Raw genomic sequence first — 24,871 nt, forward strand, 5'->3', positions numbered from 1 at the left:
TTTATGGACAAATCTGATGTATTGCCGTCCACATAGATACGCTTGATAAAAATAATTTTCTATTTGAGAACAAAACTATTGAAATAAACGGGGAAGAATTAAAATCTTTGTATAACAAGTAGTTGAGGCGAGTTCCAAAAACTTGACAAACAAACCAATATATGGTTATAATGTATAAGGCAGATAGATGTACAGGATAATACAAAAAAGGAAACGATAAAAGGAATCGAACTGGAGGTATATTATGCAGGTAGTCGTGAAAACGCCCCCTATAAAAATTGAAGGTGATATACCGCAAGACTTACTCACGTTTGTTAAAAAACGTTATCCTCATGCTACGGTTGAAGAAGATGATGACGAAGCATATGTGGAAATAACGGAAACCGACTGGTATAAAAATATTGTAAAGGATCGAACACCACAAAAGACATTGAAGCTGTTTCGCTATCGCGATAATTTGACGCAAGCGGCTTTGGCAAAAAAATTGGGGATCCCTGCACAACACGTTTCCGGAATGGAAACAGGGCATAGAACGATAAGTCCGCGTATGGCTCGGAAACTCGGTGAAATATTCGGTACGAAGTATCAAAATTTTTTATAAACAAGGAGAAACGATATGAAAAAGATGATGATCGGATGATGCTTATTGCAGCGCTCAGTCTGTTTGCCGGCTGCAGCAACAGTGCTTCCGGCAGTGATGACGCTGAAGTCGATTTATGCGGCACGACTGCTCGGTACGTGGTACACGCCGGGCTGACCCGGTCATAAATTATGTGTAAATGGCATGGTTTGAAGGTAGATTTTTCTTGTCGAAGATCGTTTTTCTCCTGTTCACGGATATACTTCCGTATGACTTCTTCATCAAGTCCTACCGTCGAAACAAAATACCCTCGTGCCCTCATATGCTGCCCGATAAAGTACCTTTGCCGTTCTCCATTATGTCCTGCCAAACGATGCAATTCTCCTGACAATTTTCCAAACTAACAGAATTTTATTAAAATCGCCGCGCTTTTTTGTAACACTTGTCCTTTGATATGTATTATTTTAATAGTATGGATGTCGAGATGAAAGTGTCTCATAATAAAATGCTTTCGGCATTCATATCAATAAAAGAGCGGACTGCGACAATTGCGTGCAGTATCGCTCCGGAGGTTTCGATTATGAAAACATGGACAAAGAGGATAATCGGCATTTCGTGCGCCGCAGTTTTGGCATTCGGCGCGATTTCGCTTTCGTGCAGAAAGACGCCGGTAAACGGAAGCGCGGACACGGCTTTTGCGGAAACGAGAACGACGTCTCCGATACCCGCCGATTCTTTAAAGATGATTCAAGCGATGCAGGATGCGTTCCGCTCGATCAGTGATACGCTGCTTCCTTCGGTCGTGGAAATCGATGTGACTGAAACGAAGACGGTGCAGTCGAATCCGCTCGGAGATCTGCCGTTCTTTTTTTTCGGCATGCCGAATCAGGGCGGCGGAAGAGAGAGGCAGTATGAACAGCAGGGACTCGGATCTGGCGTCATCGTGCGGCGTACGGGAAATACGCTCTACGTCCTTACGAACAATCACGTTGCCGGCGAGGCGACGAAGATTTCCGTAAAGCTCAACGACGGACGGCAGTTCGACGGCAAACTCGTCGGAGCCGATTCCCGCATGGACGTCGCTCTCGTTTCGTTCGAATCGAGCGATAAATCGATTCCCGTCGCGTCTCTCGGAGATTCGGATGCGGTGCACACGGGCGATCTCTGCTTTGCGATGGGAGCGCCTCTGGGCTACAATCAGTCGGTGACGCAGGGCATCATCAGCGCGACCGGCAGAAGCGGCAGCGACATCGGCAACATCAGCGATTTTATTCAAACCGATGCCGCGATCAATCAGGGAAACTCCGGCGGCCCGCTTATCAATATTTACGGAGAAGTGATCGGTATCAATACGTGGATCGCTTCTCAATCCGGCGGCTCTCAGGGACTCGGCTTTGCGATCCCGATCAACAATATCAAAAGCGCGATCGACGACTTTATCTCGAACGGTAAATTGGCATACGGCTGGCTCGGCGTTTCGCTCGTCGACATCTCTTCGGAATATAAAAGCGCGCTCGGTGTCGCGGACAAAGAAGGCGCCTTCGCTTCGCAGATTTTCCGCGATTCGCCCGCGCAAAAGGGCGGCATTCAGCCCGGCGATTATATCGTTTCGCTGAACGGAAAGAGCGTCAAAAGCGTCAATCAGCTTGTACGCGATGTCGGCAGCTTAAAAGCCGGTTCTACGGTGACTTTCGAAGTGCTTCGCGGCAAGCAGACGGTAAAGCTTTCGGTAAAAATCGAAGCGCGGAGCGAAAACGTATCGGGCGACAACAGCAAACTCTGGCCCGGCTTTATTGCGGTTCCGCTCACCGAAAAAACGCGCAAAGAACTGAAACTCGACAACGCGAGAATACAGGGAGTTGCCGTTACGAGCGTACTCGAAAAATCGCCTGCGGCTTCCCTTCGTCTGCAAAACGGAGACGTGATCACCGCCGTTAACGGCAAATCGATAAGTTCGATCGAAGACTTTTACGCCGAACTCGGCAAAGCCAAGCGCAGCGTAAACTTCGACGTGTATTCGAACGGAGGCACGATTACGACGGGAACGTATAAGTTTTAATGCCGCCTTTTTCTCTCCGCCTTTCGGGCGGGGAGGACGGGACGTTTTTCTGGGGTATGCGCCTGTCGGACATTTATCGACATATTGACTAATTCCCGTATTTTCCGATACAATAATCGATACGCATAGTCTAAAACGGTTTTGCATGATCCCCGTTTAGTGTACCGCCGTTTTATGCGTATTATTTTAATAATCAGGAGTGTTGCCATGTACGCACTTATCGAATATAAGGGCAAACAGTATAAAGCGGAAAAGGGTGCCGTTTTAACGGTCGATAAATTGAGCGAAGAAAAAGGCGCGACCGTCGAACTCGATTCCGTTTTGCTCGTAAGCGACGGCGACAAAATCAGCGTCGGCGCTCCCTATGTTGCGGGCGCTAAAGTGAAAATCGAAGTCGGGGAAACTTTCCGTGACAAAAAAGTGCTTGTGTTCAAATACAAAGCGAAAAAGGATTACCACAGGCTTATCGGGCACCGACAGGCGTATACGAAAGTTACCGTAACGGAGATTATCGGCGCGTAATGATTTCCGTGCTGCTCACCTGCGGCAAAGACGGAGCGCTCGTATCGTGCAGGGCGCTGGGACACGCGCGTTTTGCCGAGAGGGGAAGCGACATCGTCTGCAGCGCCGTTACGGTTTTACTGCGTACGACGATGCAGGCGCTTTCCGAAACGGAAGGCGTCTTTGTCCGAGCGGACGCTTCGGAGCGGGGGAGCTTGGATTTCGATGTGAGCGCGGAAAGCGCGCCGGCGGAATCACGGGCGGCGCTCGTATATGCCGGGCGATTTTTGGAAGCGGGACTCGCTTCCCTTGTGCGGGAATATCCGCTCAACGTAGAATTGAAGATACAAACTGATTAAACGAGGTATACTATGGGAAGATCGAGAGGCGGCAGCGGCGCCAAAAACGGACGCGATTCCAATCCTAAAAATTTAGGCGTAAAGCGATACGGCGGAGAAGCGGTTACGGCCGGTTCCATACTTGTCAAACAGCGCGGAACGAAATTTTTTCCGGGCAGCAATGTAAAACGCGCGGGCGACGACAGCCTGTATGCGACGGCGGACGGCAAAGTCGTCTACCACGAACGGATGAACAGAAAATATATTTCCGTTGCTCCGGCAAACGCGTAAAAATTTTGTTTGACACTATGACGATACCCGGTTCAGCACAGCCTGCGCCGGGTATTTTCGTTTAGGGTAATTTTAAATGAAAATAGCAGGGCAACTGCACTGGAAATGTATACACAGAAAAGAAGCGTATACTTACATAAGAAAAGGCGGAACGCGAGGCAGCGGAACTGCCGCCGAGCCGCTCAGACCGATAGCAAGCAAACTTTTTGCGAAAAAAGTTTGTGCAGTCCGATTCCGATTACGGTCTGCCGCGGCACTTGCAACGAGCGCGGAGCGCGAAGTTCCCCGCGTAAACGGCAGGCTGCTGCCGGGAGTGCAGCCGATTTTTTATGTTACACCTTATTTTTTAGAGATTATAGTTTTCCAGTGCAGTTGCCCGGATATAAACAAGAGAACAGTATGGCACAGTTTGCAGATGAAGCGGTGATCGAAGTCCGCTCGGGAAAAGGCGGAAACGGCTGCATCGCGTTTCGCAGAGAAAAATACATTCCGCGAGGGGGGCCGAACGGAGGAGACGGCGGCAAGGGAGGAGATGTTGTGTTTTGCGTCAAGCGCAATATGCGTACGCTCGCAAAACTCCGCAATCAAGTCGTCTTTAAAGCGAAAAACGGCGGCGACGGTTCGGGCTGGAACAAATACGGCAAAGACGGAGAAGATGTCGTCATCGCCGTTCCGCCCGGTACGACGATACGGGATGCCGAAACGGACGAACTCATCCACGATTTTACCGACGAAGATGAAAACGAGCGCTTCGTTTTTTTGAGCGGCGGTAAGGGCGGCTGGGGCAATGTCCATTTTAAGTCGTCGACGAATCAGGCGCCGCGTTACGCGCATCCGGGCACTCCCGGAGAAGTGAGGAAGCTTCGCCTTGAGCTTTCGATCATAGCCGATGCGGGATTGGTCGGTTTTCCGAACGCCGGCAAGTCGTCGCTTTTAAATGAGTTTACGAACGCGCGTCCGAAAATCGCACCGTATCCGTTTACGACGAAAATCCCCAACTTGGGAGTGCTCCGCGTCGACGGAGAGCGCGATATCATCATTGCCGATATACCGGGGATCATCGAAGGCGCGTCCGAAGGCGCAGGGCTCGGATTTAAATTTTTAAAACATATTTCGCGCACGGCCTGCCTCATCTATATGATCGACTGTTCCGACGAAAGCTGTATGACCGCTTACGCTGCGCTGAAAAAAGAACTCGCTTCGTATTCGCCCGAGCTCGCTGCAAAGCCGAAGATGGTGCTGTGCAATAAAATCGACGTGGAAGGAGCTGCCGAGCGCGCGCAAAAAATTATTAAATCGATTCGCGAAGCGGAAAAGGAAACTCCCGTTATCGCGATTTCGGTTACCGCGAATATGAATATGCGGAGCGCAAAGATCGGGATCATCGATATGGTCGATGCCGCTTCGGGCGTAGGGACTGAGGGGCAGGACGGAGAGATTCTTCGCGGAAATGAAGCGTCGTCGTTTCTTTCGACGCGGTCGGTCGATGAAAGTATGGAAACGCAGTATCCGGGGACGGAGCGTTCATGAAAATCGCTTTGCTCGGCGGTGCCTTCAATCCGCTGCACATAGGACACGCCATGCTTGCCGAAATTGCAGTAAAAGAGCTCGGTTTCGACAAAGTGCTCCTCGTTCCGACATATATCCCGCCGCACAAACGTTTTACGGATGCGGCTTCTGCGAAAGACAGGCTCGGTATGGTGCGCTCGTTTTGCAAAGATTCTCCGCACTTTGCCGCCGAAGCGTGCGAAATCGAGCGAGGCGGGGTTTCGTACACTTTCGATACACTTGAGTATATTATTAAAAAATTCGGCGATTCGATCGAAGGAAAGCCCGCGCTCATCATCGGAGAAGAAAACGCGCGCGAGTTCGAAAAGTGGTACCGCGCATCAGACGTCGCATCCTTGTCCGATATCTTCATTGCGCGGAGGCGGGACGGAGAAAACGGAGAAGCGATCAAAGCCTTTCAAAATACGCCCTCGGGAAATTATACCGGCGGATTTGACGGAGTAGAGGAGTCCCTGTCTTTTCCGTTTCCGCACAGACTTCTCGACAATCCTCGGCTTACGCTTTCTTCGACCGAAATCCGCTCCCGCATCGGTTCGGGAAAAAGCTGGCGTTACCTTGTTCCCGAAAGCGTTTTTCGATATATTATACGGAAACGGCTTTATGGATACGGAAGATTCTGATTGCAGCTCCGCGCTCACCGAACGCGTCAAAAACTATGCGAAAGCGGTTTTAACAAAAGAGCGCTATGAGCATTCGCTGCGCGTCGCCGAAACCGCTTCCCGGCTTTGCAAAAAATACGGATTGGACGCTTCGCGCGGCTATCTTGCGGCCATCGCGCATGATATGTGCAAAGACATGAGCGACGAAAAGATCGCGGCACTCGCCCGTGAGGACGGAAAAGCGATTACGCCTCTTGAAGCGCAAAAGCCTTCGCTGCTCCACGGACGCGCGGCAGCTGTTATGCTCCGCCGCGATTTCGGTGTAACCGATAAAGACATACTGCAGGCGGTCGCGGTTCACACGTTCGGAGAAGAGGGTATGTGCTCTCTTTCGAAAGTCGTCTACGTTGCGGATAAAATCGAACCCGGCCGTCCGCAGATGACAAAAGCGTATTCGGCTTCTCTCGAAAGTCTTTCGCTTGACGAACTCGTAAAAAAAGTGCTCGTCGACGGGATTGCGTATTTGAAAAAAAAGGGATGCGCCGTCGCGCCCGAATCGGAAAAACTTTTGCGGTCGTTGAATCGCCGTTAGATTATTAAGGAGTTCTTGGGATAATATGCATATCCGTGACGAACAAAAAGGCATACTGTTTTTGATCCTCATATTTGCCATCATCGCGGGCGTTTCGATTTTTATCGCGATGTCGCTCCGTACCGACACTGTCGGCAAAAGCCTTGAAAACGATCAAGTGATCCGTACGCTGTACGTGCTCGACGACGGTGACGGAAATGCGCTTATGACGGAAGTCGTCATCTATTATCCGGTTTCGAAAAAAGCGGCCGTCGTCAATATCCCGTACAATGTCGGCGGCATCTACCGCGTACTCGAAGGCGTCGAAGGCACGCAGGGACGCACCGACGGCATCGCGGTCATCTATCGTGAAAAGGGGATCGCCGCCTATCTCCGGCAAATCGAAAACCTGCTCGGAACGTCGATACCTTTTTATTCGATCGTAAAGCTCGACGATTTTATCAGGCTGACCGATATGGTTGGCGGTCTGCGCGTTTTCATTTCCGCACCGGTCGACTCTCTTTCCGCCGACGGTGAGCGCTGGCTTTTGCCGTCAGGGGCGGTAACGCTTGACGGCGATAAAGTTTCGACGTACATTCGCTACCGTTTGAACGAAGAAACGGATGCCGACGTATACGAGCGCTATCAAAACATCATGATCGCTTATTTTACGCAGCTCGGCGAAAATAAAGCTATGATACTCGCCAAAAAAAATATTAATAAATTTTTGCCGCTCTTTTCGTCGAATCTCGATGCGAAAGATTTTGCGACGCACATGTCGCTGCTTGCGGAGATGAATACGGAATACATCATCAAGCAAAACGTGACGGGAAGGGTGAGTACCGTCGACGGTAAGCAGCTCCTTTTTCCGCTCAACGGCGGCGAGTTTATCAAACAGGCCGTCGCTCAGTCCACGAACATGCTCATCTCTACCGGCAATACGATGACGAGCCGCATCTATGTGCTTGAAATTCAAAACGGCACAACGGTACAGGGGCTTGCGCACAATACGGCGATTTTGTTTCAAAATGCGAGCTACGATATTTTAAGTACGCTGAATGCCGACAGAAACGATTACGAAAAGACGGTGATCATCGATCACATCGGTAACAGGGAAATAGCGAAAATGGTCGGCGATTTTATCCGCTGCACGAATATTCAGGAAGAGGAAGTCAGGAGCGACACTGCGAACGAATCGGTCGCAAGCGTCGACTTTACGATTATTTTGGGAAAAGATTTTGACGGCCGCTATGTGCGCCCGTCCGCGAATTGATATAGGATTGCAGTTATGAAAACGACGGAAGAAAAAGCGAAAGAACTCGCGCGGCTTATGGAAGACGGCAAAGGAAAAGACGTCGCGCTTATCGATGTTTCGGAGCTGAACAGCTGGACGGATTATTTTATCATCGTCACGGTTACGAGTTCGACGCACAAAGAAGGTTTATATAAACAGGCGTGCGATTATGCGAAGGAAAACGAACTCGAACTTTACCGCACGCGCAGAAAACAGAGCGACGGCGACGACTGGCAGCTGACGGATTTCGGAGATATCGTCGTACACTTGATGTCGAGCGAAGCGAGAAGGTTTTACGATTTGGAAAAGCTGTGGCATTCGGGCCGCCGTGTGGAATTTAACGATTAACGCACGGTAGTGCTGCGAGTTTCGGAGGAAATGCAGAGCGGAAAAAGGCTTTGCGTGCGACAGGGATTGGAGAGGCGGCGGAGCCGTTCCGAAGGAATGGAGCCGGACGGCGGAACCTCGGAAAGCCCGGTTTTTGCGGTTTGCCGCAAAAAGTCGCCCTGAAATAAAAAATAATAATTAATAAAATCGGAATTGAAAGCCGAGTCTGTCTGAAATTTTCAAAAAATGAAATCGTGCCGATCGGTTTTTAAATGGCGATATCAATAGGAGTCGTCGTCGATATCGTCGAAGTCGTCTTCGTCCGACAGATATTCGTCGTCGTCGCGTACGGTGCCGTACCCGTCTTCTTCTTCGTAATCGTCATAGGGTTCGTCTATGTCGTCTTCTTCTTCAAGAGGATCGTCTTCGAAAAAATCGGCGTCTTCGTCGAATTCGTCGAGCTCTTCGTCTCCGTCGTCGCTGCCGAAATCGTCCTCGGCATCAAAATCGTCGTCATCGTATTCGTCGTCATACGAAAAGAATTCTTCGGCGGACATACTAACTCCCATAAAAACTTTTGCAGGATGTTTCAACATCCGAAAAAGTTTTTAGTCGTGCGCGTACCTCGCAACTGGGAGCTCTGCTCCGACGTTTCGAGCGGCGCACGTGTTCAATAGTCGAGTTTGCAAAATACAGTGTATCGTATGCATACGATTTTTATCGAAACGGTACGTATACACATCTTCTGCAAACATCCGTGCAAACTCGAGATAAAAAGCGACGGCGATATTTCAGACGGCGCTTTTTATCGTACTCCTGTGAGGCTTGTATTGCTGACTGCTCTCAAACCTTACTCACTGTAAATGACCTGCGCGATCGTGTCAATAGAGTTTGACATACCGGATTAAAATCTGTATAATTGGTTGGATATATGAGAACGGAAGTCTGTGTAACCGCTCCGGCAAAGATCAACATCGGTTTGCATGTTTTGCCCGGATGCGTAAACGGATTTCATAGGATCGAAAGCATTTTTCAAACGGTGACGCTTTTCGACACTTTGGTCGTGCGCGCATCGGAAAAAAACGGCTGTGTCGTCGATTGTGAAGGTATGGAACTTCCGAGCGACAATACGATTTCGTTGTCATATACTGCGTTCCGTTCCGTTACCGGGATCGATGATTTCGGTGTACGGGTTGATCTGAAAAAACGAATCCCGTCCGGAGGCGGACTGGGAGGCGGCTCATCCGATGCGGCGGCTTGCATACGGGCATTCGAAGCGTTAAACGACATAACGCTTTCCGTTCGGCAGCTCGAAGCGATAGCTTCTCGGATCGGCAGCGATGTGTTCTTTTTTTTATTGTGCGGTGCGGAGGGATGTGCAGTCGTAACGGGTCGCGGCGAAATCGTAAAACCGATCAGCGCCAGAAGCGATCTGTGTATACTGCTTGTTTTTCCCGGTGTGCACAGCTCTACAAAGGAAGCCTACGCGCTTCTCGACGAGAGCTTTGCGGCGGGAAAGATAGCGCCATGCCCGGCTTATGCGGATTTAGAGACTGTGTACACAACTCCGGTTTCAGGCTGGAGTTTTGTAAACAGTTTTACTCCGTCATTAGTAAGTCGGTTTCCGGAAATCGGCTTTGCGCTGGACGACCTTCGTCGGGTCGGTGCTTCGTATGCCGAAATGTCCGGATCCGGTTCTACGGTTTACGGGATTTTTTCTTCCGAAGAGGAAGCGGAAAATGCCCGCTCTGTGCTGGCTTCAAGCTGGAAAGGATGTATTGCGGTGCGTCCTTTTCAGAGCACATAAGATCGTTTGAATGAGCGGAGGAACGTATGCAGATTACGGAATTGCGCATTCGGAAAGTGGAAGGCGAGGGGAAATTACGCGCCTATGTGACGGTCACTTTTGATAACTGCTTTGTTGTGCATAATGTGAAGATCATCGAAGGGAAAAACGGCTTGTTTATCGCCATGCCGAGCAGGAAAACTGCAAGCGGCGAATATAAAGACGTTGCGCATCCCATCAGTCCCGATTTCAGGGCTGAGCTCCAGAAAAAGGTTCTGGACGAATACAACGCCGGCCATGTTGAAGAAGCGGGCTCCGGCGACGACGCTCCGTTCTCTTCCGTAGACGGCAGCGTGTAACACGGTTTTTAATTGGGACGTCGGCAAGCGGTAAGCCCCCGGCTTTTGGTGCCGGTATTCCACAGGTTCGAATCCTGTCGTCCCAGCGAATATCGGAAAAACAGCGGATTCCGAAAAGCTTCTGCTGTTTTTTTAATGTAAGGAGTCCTAGGATATGGATCAGTTGGTTATCAATGCGAAAGTTCGCACGACGACGGGGAAAACCGCGGCGAAAAAATTGCGTGCTCAAGGCCGCCTTCCTGCGGTCATGTACGATGCGAAAGGCAAGTCGACGATGCTCGAAATCGATGAAGTTGAGTTCAATAAAGTGTGGCGTTCGATTACGCCGACGACGCTCATCTCGTTGAAAATAGACGGACAGGAAGCGCACGACGCTTTTATCAAAGATACGGAATACGCCATCCTCAAGGATAGAGTGCTTCATGCCGATTTTTTTGAACCCGATGCGGATGAAAAGCTTATCGCAAAATTCAAGCTTTCGTATACGGGAACTCCTGCGGGCGTTTTGAAGGGCGGCTATATGCTCAAGCATTTGCCGGAAATCACCGTACAGGCGGTGCCGCACAAGATGCCGCAGACGGTTACGGCCGACGTATCTTCTCTCAACATCGGCGACACGTTCCGCGTAAAAGATTTGAAATTGAACGAAGGCGTGACCGTTCTGACCGACGAAAACGCATCTCTCGTGAGCATCACTCCCGCCCGCTGAGCGCGCGGCGAAAAAGCATGCGGCTGTCTCTTGCGGGGCGGCCGTTTTTGTTTTAAAATACGAAGCGCATGAAAAGCGATATTGCTTCGGACGATGATTTTATCGACGATTTTATAGAGCGGGTGCGCGTCTCTTTGCGCTCGTGTACGGGCTGTGCGTCGGGCGGCGCATCGCCTGAAGCTCAGGCGGTTTTGCATGAAGCGGGCACGTCGAGGGCAGGGGGCGCATTCGATGCCGCATCATCTCAAAACGCTCCGATTTCGCTCGGAGCTGCGGTATCGGGCGGAGCGGATTCGGTCGCTATGTTCGTTTCTCTTGCCCGCATCGCGCGCGAAAAAAATATCGCGCTTCACGTCATTACGGTAAATCACAATATCAGAGACGAAAAAGAAAGCGAAGGGGACGCGCTCTACGTACAGTCGCTGTGTGCCGATTTTTTGAAGGAAGGCTTTTCCGTCGACTGTACGTGCAAAACTTTTTTGCCGGGTGAAGTGTTCGGTGAAGCGGAAAAGCGCAGGAAGGGTTTGGAAGAAGCCGCGCGCCATCTTCGCTATAAAGCGTTCGAAGAATTCGCGCGAGAAAAAAAAACCGCCTTTATCGCGCTTGCGCACACCGAAGACGATCAGCTTGAAACCCTCCTCATGCGTTTTTTCGAAGGGGGAGGCGCGGACGGAGCGGGCGGCATAAAAAAAACGCGCGGTATGTTTATTCGCCCCCTGCTCGGCATTTCGCGGCGGGAGATCGAACGGTTTTTAACGTTGCAGCGTATTCCGTGGCGTGTCGACGGCACGAACGGCGATACGTCGTATTTCAGAAATAAAATCAGATGTCGTCTCGTTCCCGTTCTCGACGCCCTTATTCCCGGATGGAAAAGCGCCGTTTTAACCGGAGCGAAAAAAGCGCGAGACGACGACGAAGCGCTTACCGCGCTCGCCGATGCTTTTCCGTGGAGCGAAAACGGAGACGGTATGCGTATGCCGCTTTCGGTTTTTTCTTCCGCGCCCCGTGCGATTCAAAGGCGGCTTTTATACCGCGCTTTTAATAAAATCGGAATCGAAGTGCGCGTGCCGTATCGCTTTGTCGAGCGCATCTGTAACGCAGCCGCCTCTTCCGGCGTTTTTTCGGAAGAGGCGGCGGGTCTTTTCGTTGAAATAGAGCGCGGATCGATTTCCGTAAAAAAAGCGCAAAAGGACGCGACCGACACGGGATTTTCTGCTATAATACGGAAAACGGGCGCTTATGAAATGCCTTTCGGTTTGCTCTGCGTCGTGCAAAAAGACGATGCTTGCGGGGTTAAAAAAACGGCTGTTTTTTGCAAAGGGCAAGCGGGAAAATCCTCCGTGCTGTGCATTTCGCTTCCGTTTTGCATACGGAGCAGACAAGCAGGCGACGCTGTTGCAACGGCTTCGGGCGGTGAAAAATCCGTATCCGATATCCTCTCGGATTGGAAAGTTTTTCCTTGCGACAGAGAGCGCATCCCGATCGTGCAGGAACTTGCAACTGCCGAACAAAAGATCGTGTGTATATGGGGAAGCGTATTTGGTATGCACGATTGGATCGTAAACGATATCGAGGTTTGAACTATGAAAAAGACGGCGCTTGCCGCAGTGTTTGCATCGATTGTTTTTATTAATTTTTCCGCATCGCTTTTTGCCCAAGATAAGGCGCTTGCCGCGGCGAACAGAAAAACCGCCGTCAGATTTTTAAAACTCGCCGAAGATTGTTTTGCCGACTCCGCGTGGGATGCCGCTCTTGCTCAGGCGAAGATGGGACTCGCATACGATGACAGTGTCGCCGACCTGCATTATATCGAAGCGGCCGTTCTTGCCAAGCTCGGACATCCTCGCGCGGAAATCCTCCCGCTTGCAGAAAGGGCGCTTACCGAAGGTGTGTGGACGGGCTATAACCGCGACGGAGCTCGGCTTTTGTACGCGGATTTATTGTGCGATACGGGCTCATACGAAAAAGCCGTCAGCGTGCTCGACGAGCCTTCATTCATCTATTCCGCGGACGCCGAGTATGTGCGCCTAAAAGCGTATTACCGCATGAGAAGTGCGGATACGATCGATAAAGCGCGGAGCATAGTGAACGGTGCGCGTAAAATCTATCCGAACGATACGCGTTTTCCGCTTTTGTTTTTCCGCTGCGAATACGCGATGAAGGGCGACGATGTTCCGCTCATCGTTCAGTCGATAGCCGATTCGCTCATCGCCCGCATGGGGCGCCGGAACCGTACCGATGCGGAGCTTGAAATCTATGCGTGCCTCTTTGCATCGGGCGACGCACAAAAGCGTATGCTCCAAGCCTTCGCGGCGGCAGGCATGAGACATCCGCTCTATGCCCGCGCGGCTTTATCTGCGGGTCTTATATCGCAGGAGGAAGCCGTTTCGTATTTTTTTAATTTCGCCGATAAAACGATTTCTCTCCGCGTACTTTCAGACTTTGCAAGTGCCCTCACCGAAGAAAACGCAAAGCGCATCTTCGTCGAACACATCGCATCTTACGGCGGCGTACTCACGGTCGACACGGACGGCGATTTGGAAGCGAACCTTACCGTCCGCTATGAGCGCGGGAGACCCGCATCGATCTCATACGACAAAAACACCGACGGCGTCGACGAATGGAGCGCCCTGTGCGATTTCGGCGCTCCCGTGTCGCTTTCGATGCGGAACTGCAAAATCGAATACGGAAATTATCCGTCCGTTTTAAAAGCCGAGTTTACCGAGCAGGATTCGCAAAATCATACATCGTCATTCGATTTTGCCGACGGCGCTCTTTTGTGGTCGCCCTTTTCGATGGATGTTCTTCGCGAGTTCAAAGACGATTTCGGACTCGATTTTTTTGTTCCCGTCGTAAAAAACGATGTTCCGCTGTCCGACAGCTCATCGCTTTTGCTCGCCGCGTCGAAGTATGAAGTGCCGTCGACCGAGCGGGAAGGGGCGACTATCTCATTCAGCGTGCTCGACGGAAAAATGCAGACGGCCGATTATTATGCGGGCGGCAAAGTATATGCGAGAGCGGTCTTCGAAAACGGTTTTCCGAAAACGCGTTCCGTCGACAACGACGGCGACGGTGTTTTCGAAACCGTCGAAGTTTTCGGAAGAGATACCGAAAACGCGATGCACCTTTCTTCTGAAGAGCGTCTTCGCGTTTCGAAAAACATACTCGGCTCTCCGAAAGACGAAGGCGTCTATATCAAAGCGATCCGAATCGACAGAGACGGAGACGCTTCCGAGGATTTTATCGAAGAATATGCAGCCGACGGTGCGAAAACCGTTTCGTGGGATACCGACAGTGACGGTTTATGGGACGTGCGCTACGAGCGTATGGCGCAAAAGGCCGGAAAAGCGACGGTTGAAAAGGCTTCGTTTTATCTCTTTCCCGAAAGACGTCTCGTCGTTGTCGGAAGCGAAAACGGTGTGCCGGTAAAAGTCGTTTCGGGCGGTATCGATTATAATGTCCGAAAAGGAAAGCGCGCTTCTTTGTATTGGATAGGAGAAGCCGGAACGGCCGAAGACGAAGCGCGTGCCGTCTCCGCGCTTGCATCCGTTTCCGAAGAGGGAAAAGTGACACCCGTTCAAGGTGCTTCGCGCCTTATGCTTGCAGTCCGTATCGGAGGCGTGACCTATGCCGCCCTCGTGCCGGATGTTCCGAAAGAGACTTCCTCCGAAACGACGGGAGACCTTCCGAAAGCGGCTCAGACTTCTCAAACGGCGGGCGAAACGGGAAATGCGGGAGCCGTAAGCGAAGTGCAAAACGGAGTGCGGGGTAATTGAGGTTTTCATGCGTGTAATAAAATTAATAAAATATATTTTTATCGTCGTCGTTTTATCGTTTGCGGTTTTGTCATGTAAATCGCTCGGCGAGCCGAAATCGGTGTATGAGCGCTTGAACTACACGGAAAAAGACGTGTACGAAAACGAAAAAAAACGCATCGCCGATCTTGTTAAAACGGAGCCGGTAAACGCGCTCTGGCATGCCGAGCTTCTCGGAGATGCCGATACGATTTCTCTATGCCGGACGGCGGTCGCTCAAAAATACGACGAAGCGATAGGGACAAAAGACTATCTGTCCGCTTTGAAATATTACCGCTCGCTTTCCGCAGTCGGTGCGGCATCCGTTTTGCGCGGCAGCATGAGCGAAGGCGAATTGAGCGCATTGTGCGCATCCGGCGTTCCCGGTCTTTCGGTCGATGAGAGCTGTCTTCCGAAAACGATCGCCGACTGCATCGATGCGACGGTGACGGTGTGGATCGACCGCGGCATATCGATCAAAGACGGAGCGGGATACGCCGACCGCGTTATCGGTTCGGGTTTTTTTATCTCCAAAAACGGCTATATCGTGACGAACCATCACGTCATCGAAGATACGGTAAATCCGAAAAACGAAAAGTATTCGCGCCTTTACATCAAGCTCGCTTCCGACCCCGACACGCGCATTCCCGCAAAAGTCGTCGGCTACGATGCGGTGCTCGACCTGGCGCTGCTGAAAGCGGAAGTGGATGCGCCCTTCGTTCTTGCCCTCGGTTCAAGCGCCGAATTGGGAATCGGCGACAGAGTGTCCGCGATCGGCACTCCGCTCGGACTCGGCGGCACGCTTACGCAGGGCATCGTGTCGAACGTCGAGCGAAAGCTCTTTACGACGGGAAGTGTTTTTCAAATAGACGCCGCGGTGAACTCCGGGAATTCCGGCGGCCCCCTCATAGACTCTCAAATGCGCGTGCAGGCGGTCGTGTTCGCGGGCATCGTGCAGTACCAGGGCTTGAACTTTGCGATTCCCGTCGAATATCTGCGGCAGGATTTGCCGATGCTCTTCCGCGGCGGAAAACGCGAACATCCGTGGATGTGCGCGTACGGGCACACGAAAAAGACGAACGACGGAAAACAGAATATCGGGCTTGAAGTGCAATACCTTATGCCCGGCGGCAGTATGCACCGCGCGGAATTCGCCGCAGGAGACGTCCTTACGTCTGCCGGTGGAAAAACGGTCGATTCGATCGAAGCGATGCAGGATATCCTCCGCTCGCACATCCCCGACACGATCGTAAAATGCACGTACGTGCGCGGAGATGCTTCGGGCAAAAAATACGTCTATCTTGCGCCCCGTCCCGACAACCCGGGCTACGAAATATACAAAAGCGATTTGATTTCGGGTTCGTTCGTTCCGATTTTCGGCATGAAGCTCGCTTCTTCTTCGACCGTAAATCACCGCTCGTATACCGTCGTCGACGTGCTCAAAGGCGGCATCGCCGACGAATCGGGTTTTTCGGAAAACGATCCGGTGAGCGTTTCGCGCGTCGTATTTGCGGACGATAACGATGCCGTGCACGTTTCGTTGTATACGCGCAGAAGGAAAAAAGGTTTTCTCGACATCGCGATGGGATTAACGGCTCCTCTCGACAGTCCTTATTATTTTTAATAATTAACAATTTCGGAAGTGCTATGGATTTAAAGTACAAACGCAATTTTTGCATTACGGCTCATATCGATCACGGAAAGTCGACGCTTTCCGACCGCCTCATTCAAAAGGGAAAAATCATCGACGAGCGGAAGATGAAAGACCAGCTCCTCGATACGATGGATATCGAACGCGAACGGGGTATTACGATAAAAAGCCAAGCGGTGACGATTCCGTATACGGCAAAAGACGGCGTCGATTACGAACTCAATTTCGTCGATACGCCCGGCCACGTCGATTTTTCCTATGAAGTGTCCCGCGCCATCGCTTCGTGCGAAGGCGCCCTGCTGTTGATCGATGCGACGCAGGGTGTCGAATCGCAGACGGTGAGCAATATGTATATGGCGGTCGAACACGATCTCGTGATCATTCCGGTCATCAATAAAATCGATTTGGCGTCGGCCGACGTCGAAGGAACGAAAGCTCAAATTACCAAAGAGCTCGGTCTCGACGGAGATGAAGCCGTCCTCGTGTCGGCAAAGACCGGCGTCGGAGTCGATGAACTTATGGAAGCGATTGTCGCCCGTCTTCCGCCGCCCAAGGGATCGCCCGACGGAAAACTCTGCGCGCTCATCTTCGATTGCAATTACAACGAATACCGCGGCGTCGTCGTCCACGTGCGCATCATCGACGGAAAGGTAAAAAAAGACGACGTGATCCGCATGATGGCGGGTTCCGCCGATTACAAAGTCGAACAGGTCGGCATATTTAAAATCGATTTTGAAGAAACCGATTGCCTCGAAGCGGGCGACGTCGGCTATATCATCGCGGGGATAAAAACCGTAAGCGACGTGCGCGTCGGAGACACGATCACGAATGCGGCCGATCCCGTCGAAAAAGCGATGCCCGGTTTTAAAGACGTAAAGCCCGTCGTCTACTCTTCCATCTATCCGATGGATTCGAACGAATACGAAGAGTTGAAAAACGCGCTCGAAAAATTAAAGCTCAACGATGCGAGTTTGATTTACGAAAAGGATAATTCGCTCGCGCTCGGAAACGGCTTCCGCTGCGGTTTTTTGGGGCTGCTGCATCTTGAAGTCGTACAGGAGCGGCTCGAACGCGATTACGATCAGTCGGTTATCTTTACCGCTCCTTCGGTTCGCTACAAACTCGTTTTGACCGACGGCAAAGAGACCTACATCGATAATCCGTCGGAGTATCCTTCAGGCCGCATCAGAGAAGCCGAAGAGCCGTATATCAAAGCGTCGATCATCACGCCTTCTCAGTACCTCGGCTCTCTCATGGAACTGTGCAAACAAAAACGGGGCGAGCAGACGAATATGATGTATCTCGATGAAAAGAGAGTCGAGCTCGTCTACGAAATGCCGCTTGCCGAAGTGCTCTTCGATTTTTACGACAAACTCAAAAGCTACAGTCGCGGCTACGCTTCTTTCGATTACGAACTCATCGGCTACCGGCCGACAAAGCTTGCCAAAGTCGATTTTTTGGTAAACGGCAAACCCGTCGATGCGCTTTCCCAGCTGACCTTTGAAGGAAACGCAACCGAGCGTGCGCGGAGCGTATGCGAACGGCTCAAAGGCGAGATAAGCCGCGAACAGTTTAAGATCGCGATCCAAGGCGCCATCGGCGGACAGATCATCGCGCGGGAAACGGTGAGCCCCGTCCGCAAAGACGTGCTTGCAAAGTGTTACGGCGGCGACATCACGCGGAAGCGTAAGCTCCTCGAAAAACAAAAAGAAGGAAAAAAGCGCATGAAGATGGTCGGAAACGTTGCGATCCCGCAGTCGGCCTTCCTCGCCGTTCTCAAAGAAGGTGAAGAAAAATAATTGGGCGAATGGCGATTTGAGAAGAAGCTGAACGCCGCTTCATCTTCAGACTTTGATAAAACGTATACACTTTATTGACAATACGTATTACATGTATTGTAATTATAAACGTGAAAGACAAAGACCTTTTGAAATTATTATTAAAAGACGGCTGGGAATTAGTGTCGGTGAAAGACAGTCATCATAAAATCACGAAAAACGGAAAAATCGAGATAATTCCCGTGCACGGCAAAGATATGAAAACCGGCCTTTTAGCGGCTATTCTGAAACGAACCGAACTGGAGGCAAAAAAATGAAAGTTATATATCCTGCAATTTTTCATAGTGAAGACGGCGGTTTCTGGGTTGAGTTTCCCGATTTGCCCGGATGTTCTACGCAGGGCGATACGGAAGCCGAAACGTATGCAAACGCGGTTGAAGCGATGGAGCTTTTTTTACAAGACGATTATACGGTCGATACCTTGCCTAAGGCGTCGGCCGCAAATAAAATTAAAACGGATAAAAAAAGTTTTATGTCTTTTGTATGCGGCGAATTTAAAGTAAATGAAAAGGCAATAAAAAAGACATTGACAATTCCGGCATGGCTTAATATTCAGGCGGAAAAAGCGGGAGTCAATTTTAGTAAAACATTACAAGACGCATTGTGTGAAAAATTAAATCTTGTAATATAGAGCAGCTTTCTACATCGCCTGATGTAGGACGATGATAACGCGCGTATTTTCGGCTTCGGGCATTGCTGTCGGAAGTGCAGTTATCCGCACTATTTTAATTTTTTCCCAAAATCGATTTTCCGACTGCAATGTCTTTAATAAAAAAATCGATTTCCGCTCTGACGCGCTTTAAAAACGATACGGTAAGCGATGCTGTAAGTCCGTCGGGAAAATGCAGATACAGATATTCGCGGGAGCGAAGCAGTTTTTCGATTTCGGCGCTGCGCTCATTTTCGCTCATATTTTGCCCCGACGATAGAATATTTTTTAAGCGTTTGAGAGAGCGCTCTTCTTCTTCGTAAAAATCACGGACGGAGAGCGCTTTTCGTTCGGAGAACGCCGCTTGTTCGGCAAACGTTTTTTTCGCATGCGCCGCTTTCCCGTCCGCATCCTTTCGAGCGATAGCCGTTTCCATTTTTACCGCAGGCTTTCGGTTCTCTGTCTTCGCTTCGTTCGAATCTTTCCCTTCGGCGGTCGTTTTCGCCTCGGTCGTATTGCCGCTTTTTCGAATCAATTCGTCCGCGCTCTTTTTCGAAAGTCCCAAGTCGATGCCCGTCGTTCCCGCGTCGAAGAGATTCGGCGATTGGGAAAAATAAGCGCGGAAGGTTTGGGCGTATGAGAGGAGGGCGGGGGAAGTAAAAAACGGCGTACCGTCTTTTCCGATAATTTTTTGCATGAAGAAAGTGAATGCCGCATCGTAATTTGATGCGGGCGCGGTTTTGCAACTCGATGCAAGGCGCGACGTATGAGCTTCCGCTCCGCGCGCGTGCGTCGTACCTGCGCGGTATGAAAAATCGAGTCCCGTAACGAAGACGGGAACGCGATCGGTTTTCCGAAGCATGAGTGCTATCTTTGTCGCGGTGAGTCCTACCGAACCGAGGGGCGGCATAACGGGAGGGATAATGTTTCTTTCGGCAAGAGAGTCGAAAAAGACCGTGTCGTCATAGTGCGGTGAAAAATAGCAGATATCGGCGCCGCACAGGTCGAAAAGTTTCGGCCACGACGTAATACCTGCAAATACGCGAAAGCGCTTTCCGTTTACGCCTAAAAAAAACGGTGCGATGACGGACTGCGCTTCTTCGCACACGACGGCGTCAGGCTCGATGCCGAGACGGAAAAGCGGGGCGAGGGCGGCATCGGCTGCGACGATGTAAAACGCGCTTTGCACGCTTCGAATGCTTCGGGCGCTTTTTTCCATGCTTTCGCCCGCACCGAAAACGATGATCGGTTTTTCGACCGACTGCGCAACGCGCTCGATCGGGACTGAGCGGCTTAAATGTGCGAGATTGCGAAAAAGATTTCTTGAAAAGCGGCGTCCGAATTTGATGAGCGTGATGCGGTTTTTCCAAAAACGCGCTACGGCATTTTCCGCAGCTTCCGTAAGCGCCGCATAGTGCTGCGGAAAAAACTGCGTGCCTGCCGAAAAGTCTGTGCGCAAAACGCGGCGGAAAGTTCCTGCAGGCGGAAGAGGCGTTCCGTCTTTTGTTTCGGCGCGGCGCTTTGTGAGCATAAACGGGAGATTCGGCAATTCGTCCGGAGAAAGCAGTGCAAAACGGGCAAGCCCGAGCGGAATGTATTTCAGCGAAAAATCGTACAGAGCCGCGTCGAATTCGCAGCCGAGTACGAAACAATTTTCGGGAAGCGAGGCGCACAATTCGGCAAGGCATAAACACAGGACGGGGGAACAGGCGAGCACGAGGGTGCCCGGCGCAAGGGATTTCGACAGAACTGCGCTCCTGACCGCTTTTTCAGGCGCGTATTTTGAATAGAGGTATCTGCCCTTGTATAAAACGGAAAGACCCCCTTCCGTCCGCACCGGTCGGGGATTTCCGTCATCGTTTTCGATCACCGCTTCTCCGTTTTTAATCAACATACCCCCTCGGATTTTATATATCGGATTGTATGACATTTTTTATTTTAGAACAAGATATCGTATTTATGTAAATACGGCTTGATTAAAATAAAAAAAACGCCGATACTGCGCGTATGTCGTATTCCTTGTATTGTGCCGTCGAAATAATTATGTTTGTCACAGGATTGATTTGTTTTTTCGCTTTGTATTTTATTCCCGCAGGATACGGGAAGCTCATCGATAAAAAATGGGGATTCGCTTTTAACAATAAAATCGCATGGATACTTATGGAGTGTCCGACGCTCATCGTTATGATCTATTTGCTTTGCGCGCTCAACTATGAACACAGGCCGGTACGCGTACTGCTGGCGTTTTTTTTTATCGCTCACTATATACAGCGTACCTTTGTTTTTCCGTTTTTATTAAAAGGCAAAAGCAAAATGCCGCTTACAATCGTGCTTATGGGCATGATCTTCAACACCATAAACGCGTTTTTAATCGGCTTGTGGATTTTTTATTTTTCTCCTGCCGAAATGTACGAGCGCAGCTGGCTTTTCGATCCGCGTTTTATTGTCGGGACGATTTTATTTTTTGCGGGCATGTTTATCAATATACGCTCCGACGCCTATATCCGCTCTCTGCGTCCGGCCGGCGACAGTAAGCATTATTATCCGTCCCGTGGAATGTACCGCTATATTACGAGCGCAAACTATTTCGGCGAACTCGTGGAATGGCTCGGCTTTGCCGTTTTGACGTGGTCGCTTCCGGGCTTTTTATTTGTGTTTTGGACTGCGTGCAATTTGGTGCCGAGAGCCGATGCGATTTATAAAAAATATGCCGAAATCTTCCCCGACGAAACGGCGCGATATAAGCCCAAGCGCATAATTCCGTTTTTATATTGATTTACAGCAGGGAATACGACTCACCCTTTGTCGACGACGGCGATTGTTTTGGGTGCGCTTTTACTTTTCGTAGGCCAATATGTCGCGGCCGTCTTCGGCCGAATACGATTCGGTTTCATCTTTTCCGTGATCGTCGTACCACAGCTGTGCATAAAACGGAATGTGCTTTGCAAGTTCGCCGAAATTCCACGGCGGAGCGCTGCAGCATTCGGGGCACCAATGTCCCGTTTTTAGAACCAAGTACGGGCTTGCCGTAAAGCGGTGACCGTTATGGCACTGCCATTGCAAATGGCTGTACATATCGCCCTTCGTCATCGTTTTGCTTACGCACTTTCCGCCGCGGAAAGATGCCGCCTGTTTTACGTCTTCAATATCGAGCTCTTCGGTCTTTTTCGTTTCATCGTAGCCGTGATTTAAAAGCAAACCGTTTTGTTCGATTAAAGATTCATCCTTTAATTTTTCGTAATCCAAAAAAGCGCCCGTTTCCTGATTTTGATTTTTGCACAATAAAGGAAATTTTTCCCAGCTGCGCGGAAGCGCGAGGTACGCTTCGAGCGAACCGAAAAAAGCGTTGATCCGTTTTGTAAGACTGTGCGAAACCCAAAAGGCAGGCGCATTGTTCGTGCGCAAAAGCGGCATTATCGCAAAACGTCGTACGAGACGCGGAAAGGGTTTTCCCAATTTAAAATACCATAATTTTTTTTCGAGTCGTGAAAAGAATTCTTCAAAACTTTCGTGCTGAAAATCGAGGTATTCGTTCAATACGTGCGAATCGGAAAACCACATACAGTGAAAGTTGCGCGTTGCGTTCCATTCGGGCTTAAAAATTTCGGTGCAGCTTCGTCCCATCATCTTAAAGCCGCGGTCGAGCGTTTCAAAGCCCGTAACGCGGGAAGCCTTTCCGTTTCCGATGTTGTATACTTTTTTCCAAAAATCGGCGCCGAGCGTTCCATCCGAATCTTTTTCGACAAGATTTTTCAAAAGCAAGCCGGAAGTTTTTGCTGTTGCCCATTCGATCGGCGTATTCCAGCACGTATGGAACATCAGCCCGTCGTGCATATTATTAAAAAGTACACGGTCGTATAAAATGCCGCTTTGCCGCAGTGACACCCAGCACAAAGGAGAATCGATGACCGCGCGTTCGGCTTTTATCTTGCTTGCAGCGTACACGTCGAATGCGCTCGGCATGAGCGGGTCTCCGACACGTCCCCACGGGTGTTTGAACGTTCTGTTTCCGTATTCGGCAACCGTACCGATGTAAACGAATTTTGTCTTTTGGATTTGGCCGCTCGCAGCTACGGCTTCGAGCAGATTTTCGGTACCGAGACGGTTGGTGCGAAACGTTTCGTCGGGGTTGTGATCGGCAGCAGGCGGAATGATCGCCGCACAGTGAAGCACATAGTCGGCGCCTTTTACGGCGGTAAGACAATCGCCGTAATTTTGTATGTCGCCGAATATGACTTCAATGAGTTTGTTTTTTTGAAGCTTTTTTGCCAAGCGTGTATTCGCTTTTTTTGGACGTAAAAGAACGCGGCACAGGAATTTTCCCGTCCGCGCGATTTGCGTCAAAGCTTCCGCCCCCATCGTTCCGGATGCTCCGGTAATGAAGACCGTTTTCATTTTTTGTAAAATAAAATTGCGAACATCGCTGTCAGTTGTTCGACGCATTCATAAAATAATTGAAGTATACCGTAAAGAGATCGTTTTTCAGTTTCGGACTCGCCATGAGGTGCGAAGAAGCCGATTCTTCATCGCTGCTTGCAATCTGTCTCTCAATCGAAGACGCGTTTTCCGACGGCTCGTCTTTTACTTCGTCCGTATACTGCAGCACGAGCACGTTTTTCCCGTTGACGACAGGCGATGAGATTTCATTGGACTTTAAAGAAAATGCCGTCTGCAAAAAGTTTTTGTTCGTATCGGCACCGGAAAGCCCTTGTATGCTCGTATCCACGGGATTGGCAAAGGCAACGTTTCCGTAGTTGAGCGGGAAAGGAGCGATCGCCGTGTTCGCCGCGCCGATTTTTTTTGCCGCTTCCTCGAATCCGCTGCTTGCGGCTTCCGCTGCAAAATTCTTTGCTATATCCGTATAATAATCTTCGATGCGCCCCGCTTCATTCGAGCGCAGATAGCTCCACACATCCTTTACGGTCTGTTCATTTGTAAAATCGGGATCGGAAGCGCTGCCGTCCGCGTGAAACACGGAAAAGCCGATATTCGTTTCGATGACGGCACTCGTCGCATCTTTTGCAAGGGAGACGACTTTTTCGACGTCGTCGGAATTTTTTATGATACGTTCGATTTCATATCGATATGAATTTGTCAATTTTCCGTTCGCATCGCTGTAATTTTTCGTCGAATATTCGTTTACCGCGTCTGCAAATGTGATTTCGTTGTTTTTAAGGCGCTTCGCTACGGTTTCCGCTTTCGATTTTTCGCCGCACGTGATGATCGACATATCGTATTTAATAAATTTCTGCGCGTTTGCACGTCCGTATGCTTCCTTTTCGCTGTCGGGATAATCGTCGGTGCTGAAAGACACCATATCGAATCCCCGTTTTTCGGTGCCGAAATTTTCAAAAAAAGCGATTTCGTTTTCAGACGATTTTAATCCGTACAGCGCCGTGCCTGCAAACTGTTCGGAATCGCCGAACATATCGCTTGTATAGCGGTTCTTCGTAAGCTCTTCACGGATTTCCTTTTGCCGCTGTTCGATTTCGGATGCAGGGGTTTCTCTGTATTTTCGCTGTGAGTATTTGCCGTTTTCAAAAAAGTACGGAAGCATTTCACGGTTTACGGCGCTTTGCGGCACGACATAGCCGCTCTCTGCTATCGCCTGCGTGTACGCTATTTTTTGAACGACCGCGTTGAATGCATAATTGAAAATATAATAATTCGACTGCGGGTCGATCTGTCTGCCCTGTCTTTGAAAAAGATCCGCGTACTTTGCAACGTAGTCTTTGAAATCGGAACCTTCTTCGAATTTTATTTTTTTGCCGTCGTAGGATCCGAACGGCGGGAGCATGTCCCGATTGCCTCGTCCGACCATGGCGGGAGCGAGGATGAACGCAAAAGCCGATACGGCCAAAACGATAATCAAGCCGGCGGTGTAAAAGCCCTTTTTCATGATAAAATCCTTATGTCAATTCGTATAAAATAGAAAATTATATAATTTTATCACGAT

Annotated in this window: 24 protein-coding genes, 1 tRNA gene and 1 pseudogene; 21 read left to right on the plus strand and 5 right to left on the minus strand. The window is 50.2% G+C overall.

Annotated features, from left to right (window positions below):
• Window positions 1-244 precede the first annotated feature (244 nt).
• On the plus strand, window positions 245-601 hold the full coding sequence (locus JSQ97_RS09705) for a helix-turn-helix transcriptional regulator (protein ID WP_205075876.1): 357 nt from the start codon (window positions 245-247) through the stop codon (window positions 599-601).
• Between the two features lie 199 nt (window positions 602-800).
• On the opposite strand, the pseudogene JSQ97_RS09710 reads toward JSQ97_RS09705, so the two are convergent.
• Window positions 801-896: pseudogene (locus tag JSQ97_RS09710) on the minus strand (IS200/IS605 family transposase); the annotation flags it as partial.
• Window positions 897-1,160: 264 nt separating this feature from the next.
• Between JSQ97_RS09710 and JSQ97_RS09715 the strand changes: the two are divergent.
• The 9 genes from JSQ97_RS09715 (at window position 1,161) to rsfS (ending at window position 8,150) form a co-directional block, all read left to right on the plus strand.
• Window positions 1,161-2,639: a Do family serine endopeptidase gene (locus JSQ97_RS09715; RefSeq protein WP_239447078.1), complete on the plus strand. Its 1,479-nt coding sequence runs from the start codon at window positions 1,161-1,163 to the stop codon at window positions 2,637-2,639.
• 207 nt (window positions 2,640-2,846) lie between these two features.
• Entirely contained in the window at window positions 2,847-3,161 is a 315-nt protein-coding gene (gene rplU / locus JSQ97_RS09720) for a 50S ribosomal protein L21 (protein ID WP_205075877.1), read from the plus strand.
• Window positions 3,161-3,499: a ribosomal-processing cysteine protease Prp gene (locus tag JSQ97_RS09725; RefSeq protein WP_205075878.1), complete on the plus strand. Its 339-nt coding sequence runs from the start codon at window positions 3,161-3,163 to the stop codon at window positions 3,497-3,499. The genes rplU and JSQ97_RS09725 overlap by 1 nt, the downstream gene beginning before the upstream one ends.
• Window positions 3,500-3,511: 12 nt before the next feature.
• A complete protein-coding gene (gene rpmA, locus JSQ97_RS09730) occupies window positions 3,512-3,769 on the plus strand; it encodes a 50S ribosomal protein L27 (RefSeq protein WP_180485238.1) in 258 nt (85 codons plus the stop codon).
• 399 nt (window positions 3,770-4,168) lie between these two features.
• Complete coding sequence (gene obgE / locus JSQ97_RS09735; protein ID WP_205075879.1) at window positions 4,169-5,299, plus strand: GTPase ObgE; 1,131 nt, start codon at window positions 4,169-4,171, stop codon at window positions 5,297-5,299.
• Window positions 5,296-5,958: a nicotinate (nicotinamide) nucleotide adenylyltransferase gene (gene nadD, locus JSQ97_RS09740; protein ID WP_205075880.1), complete on the plus strand. Its 663-nt coding sequence runs from the start codon at window positions 5,296-5,298 to the stop codon at window positions 5,956-5,958. Before obgE ends, nadD begins: the two co-directional genes overlap by 4 nt.
• Complete coding sequence (gene yqeK, locus JSQ97_RS09745) at window positions 5,939-6,529, plus strand: bis(5'-nucleosyl)-tetraphosphatase (symmetrical) YqeK (RefSeq protein ID WP_205075881.1); 591 nt, start codon at window positions 5,939-5,941, stop codon at window positions 6,527-6,529. Before nadD ends, yqeK begins: the two co-directional genes overlap by 20 nt.
• A 25-nt stretch (window positions 6,530-6,554) precedes the next feature.
• The gene (locus tag JSQ97_RS09750) at window positions 6,555-7,781 is read left to right on the plus strand and encodes an LCP family protein (protein ID WP_205075882.1); all 1,227 of its coding nucleotides are present in this window, start codon (window positions 6,555-6,557) and stop codon (window positions 7,779-7,781) included.
• Between the two features lie 15 nt (window positions 7,782-7,796).
• A complete protein-coding gene (gene rsfS / locus JSQ97_RS09755; RefSeq protein WP_205075883.1) occupies window positions 7,797-8,150 on the plus strand; it encodes a ribosome silencing factor in 354 nt (117 codons plus the stop codon).
• Between the two features lie 260 nt (window positions 8,151-8,410).
• On the opposite strand, the gene JSQ97_RS09760 is transcribed toward rsfS, so the two are convergent.
• Window positions 8,411-8,686 carry a hypothetical protein gene (locus tag JSQ97_RS09760; RefSeq protein WP_205075884.1) on the minus strand — a complete coding sequence of 92 codons (276 nt, stop codon included), beginning with the start codon at window positions 8,684-8,686 and terminating at the stop codon, window positions 8,411-8,413.
• A gap of 374 nt (window positions 8,687-9,060) precedes the next feature.
• Between JSQ97_RS09760 and ispE the strand changes: the two genes are divergently transcribed.
• The 10 genes from ispE to JSQ97_RS09810 all read left to right on the plus strand — a co-directional run bounded on the left by ispE (window position 9,061) and on the right by JSQ97_RS09810 (window position 18,897).
• A complete protein-coding gene (gene ispE / locus JSQ97_RS09765; protein ID WP_205075885.1) occupies window positions 9,061-9,936 on the plus strand; it encodes a 4-(cytidine 5'-diphospho)-2-C-methyl-D-erythritol kinase in 876 nt (291 codons plus the stop codon).
• A gap of 26 nt (window positions 9,937-9,962) precedes the next feature.
• Window positions 9,963-10,274 carry a septation regulator SpoVG gene (gene spoVG / locus JSQ97_RS09770; RefSeq protein WP_205075886.1) on the plus strand — a complete coding sequence of 104 codons (312 nt, stop codon included), beginning with the start codon at window positions 9,963-9,965 and terminating at the stop codon, window positions 10,272-10,274.
• 13 nt (window positions 10,275-10,287) lie between these two features.
• A tRNA-Gln gene (locus tag JSQ97_RS09775) sits at window positions 10,288-10,360 on the plus strand.
• A 68-nt stretch (window positions 10,361-10,428) separates the two neighbouring features.
• Window positions 10,429-10,983, plus strand: coding sequence for a 50S ribosomal protein L25 (locus tag JSQ97_RS09780; protein ID WP_021329190.1), 555 nt, complete (start codon window positions 10,429-10,431; stop codon window positions 10,981-10,983).
• Window positions 10,984-11,051: 68 nt separating this feature from the next.
• Complete coding sequence (gene tilS, locus JSQ97_RS09785) at window positions 11,052-12,563, plus strand: tRNA lysidine(34) synthetase TilS (RefSeq protein ID WP_205075887.1); 1,512 nt, start codon at window positions 11,052-11,054, stop codon at window positions 12,561-12,563.
• Window positions 12,564-12,566: 3 nt separating this feature from the next.
• A complete protein-coding gene (locus tag JSQ97_RS09790) occupies window positions 12,567-14,759 on the plus strand; it encodes a hypothetical protein (RefSeq protein ID WP_205075888.1) in 2,193 nt (730 codons plus the stop codon).
• Between the two features lie 7 nt (window positions 14,760-14,766).
• Window positions 14,767-16,401: a S1C family serine protease gene (locus JSQ97_RS09795; RefSeq protein ID WP_239447080.1), complete on the plus strand. Its 1,635-nt coding sequence runs from the start codon at window positions 14,767-14,769 to the stop codon at window positions 16,399-16,401.
• Between the two features lie 23 nt (window positions 16,402-16,424).
• Window positions 16,425-18,227 (plus strand): translation elongation factor 4, encoded by a 1,803-nt coding sequence (lepA, locus tag JSQ97_RS09800; protein WP_205075889.1) that lies wholly within the window; start codon window positions 16,425-16,427, stop codon window positions 18,225-18,227.
• Window positions 18,228-18,337: 110 nt separating this feature from the next.
• Window positions 18,338-18,523, plus strand: a complete 186-nt coding sequence (locus JSQ97_RS09805; RefSeq protein WP_021329147.1) for a type II toxin-antitoxin system HicA family toxin — start codon at window positions 18,338-18,340, stop codon at window positions 18,521-18,523.
• Window positions 18,520-18,897, plus strand: a complete 378-nt coding sequence (locus JSQ97_RS09810) for a type II toxin-antitoxin system HicB family antitoxin (RefSeq protein WP_021329186.1) — start codon at window positions 18,520-18,522, stop codon at window positions 18,895-18,897. The genes JSQ97_RS09805 and JSQ97_RS09810 overlap by 4 nt, the downstream gene beginning before the upstream one ends.
• A 94-nt stretch (window positions 18,898-18,991) precedes the next feature.
• Here the strand turns inward: JSQ97_RS09810 and JSQ97_RS09815 are convergent, their stop codons facing one another.
• Window positions 18,992-20,809, minus strand: a complete 1,818-nt coding sequence (locus JSQ97_RS09815) for a 6-hydroxymethylpterin diphosphokinase MptE-like protein (RefSeq protein WP_205075890.1) — start codon at window positions 20,807-20,809, stop codon at window positions 18,992-18,994.
• Window positions 20,810-20,922: 113 nt separating this feature from the next.
• Between JSQ97_RS09815 and JSQ97_RS09820 the strand changes: the two genes are divergently transcribed.
• Window positions 20,923-21,690 (plus strand): DUF1295 domain-containing protein, encoded by a 768-nt coding sequence (locus JSQ97_RS09820; RefSeq protein ID WP_205075891.1) that lies wholly within the window; start codon window positions 20,923-20,925, stop codon window positions 21,688-21,690.
• 60 nt (window positions 21,691-21,750) lie between these two features.
• On the opposite strand, the gene JSQ97_RS09825 is transcribed toward JSQ97_RS09820, so the two are convergent.
• Entirely contained in the window at window positions 21,751-23,310 is a 1,560-nt protein-coding gene (locus tag JSQ97_RS09825; protein ID WP_205075892.1) for an NAD-dependent epimerase/dehydratase family protein, read from the minus strand.
• A 31-nt stretch (window positions 23,311-23,341) separates the two neighbouring features.
• Window positions 23,342-24,814, minus strand: a complete 1,473-nt coding sequence (locus JSQ97_RS09830) for a SurA N-terminal domain-containing protein (RefSeq protein ID WP_205075893.1) — start codon at window positions 24,812-24,814, stop codon at window positions 23,342-23,344.
• Window positions 24,815-24,871: the final 57 nt, after the last annotated feature.

The sequence above is a fragment of the Treponema sp. Marseille-Q4523 genome, from assembly GCF_016901105.1.
Lineage (GTDB): Bacteria > Spirochaetota > Spirochaetia > Treponematales > Treponemataceae > Treponema_D.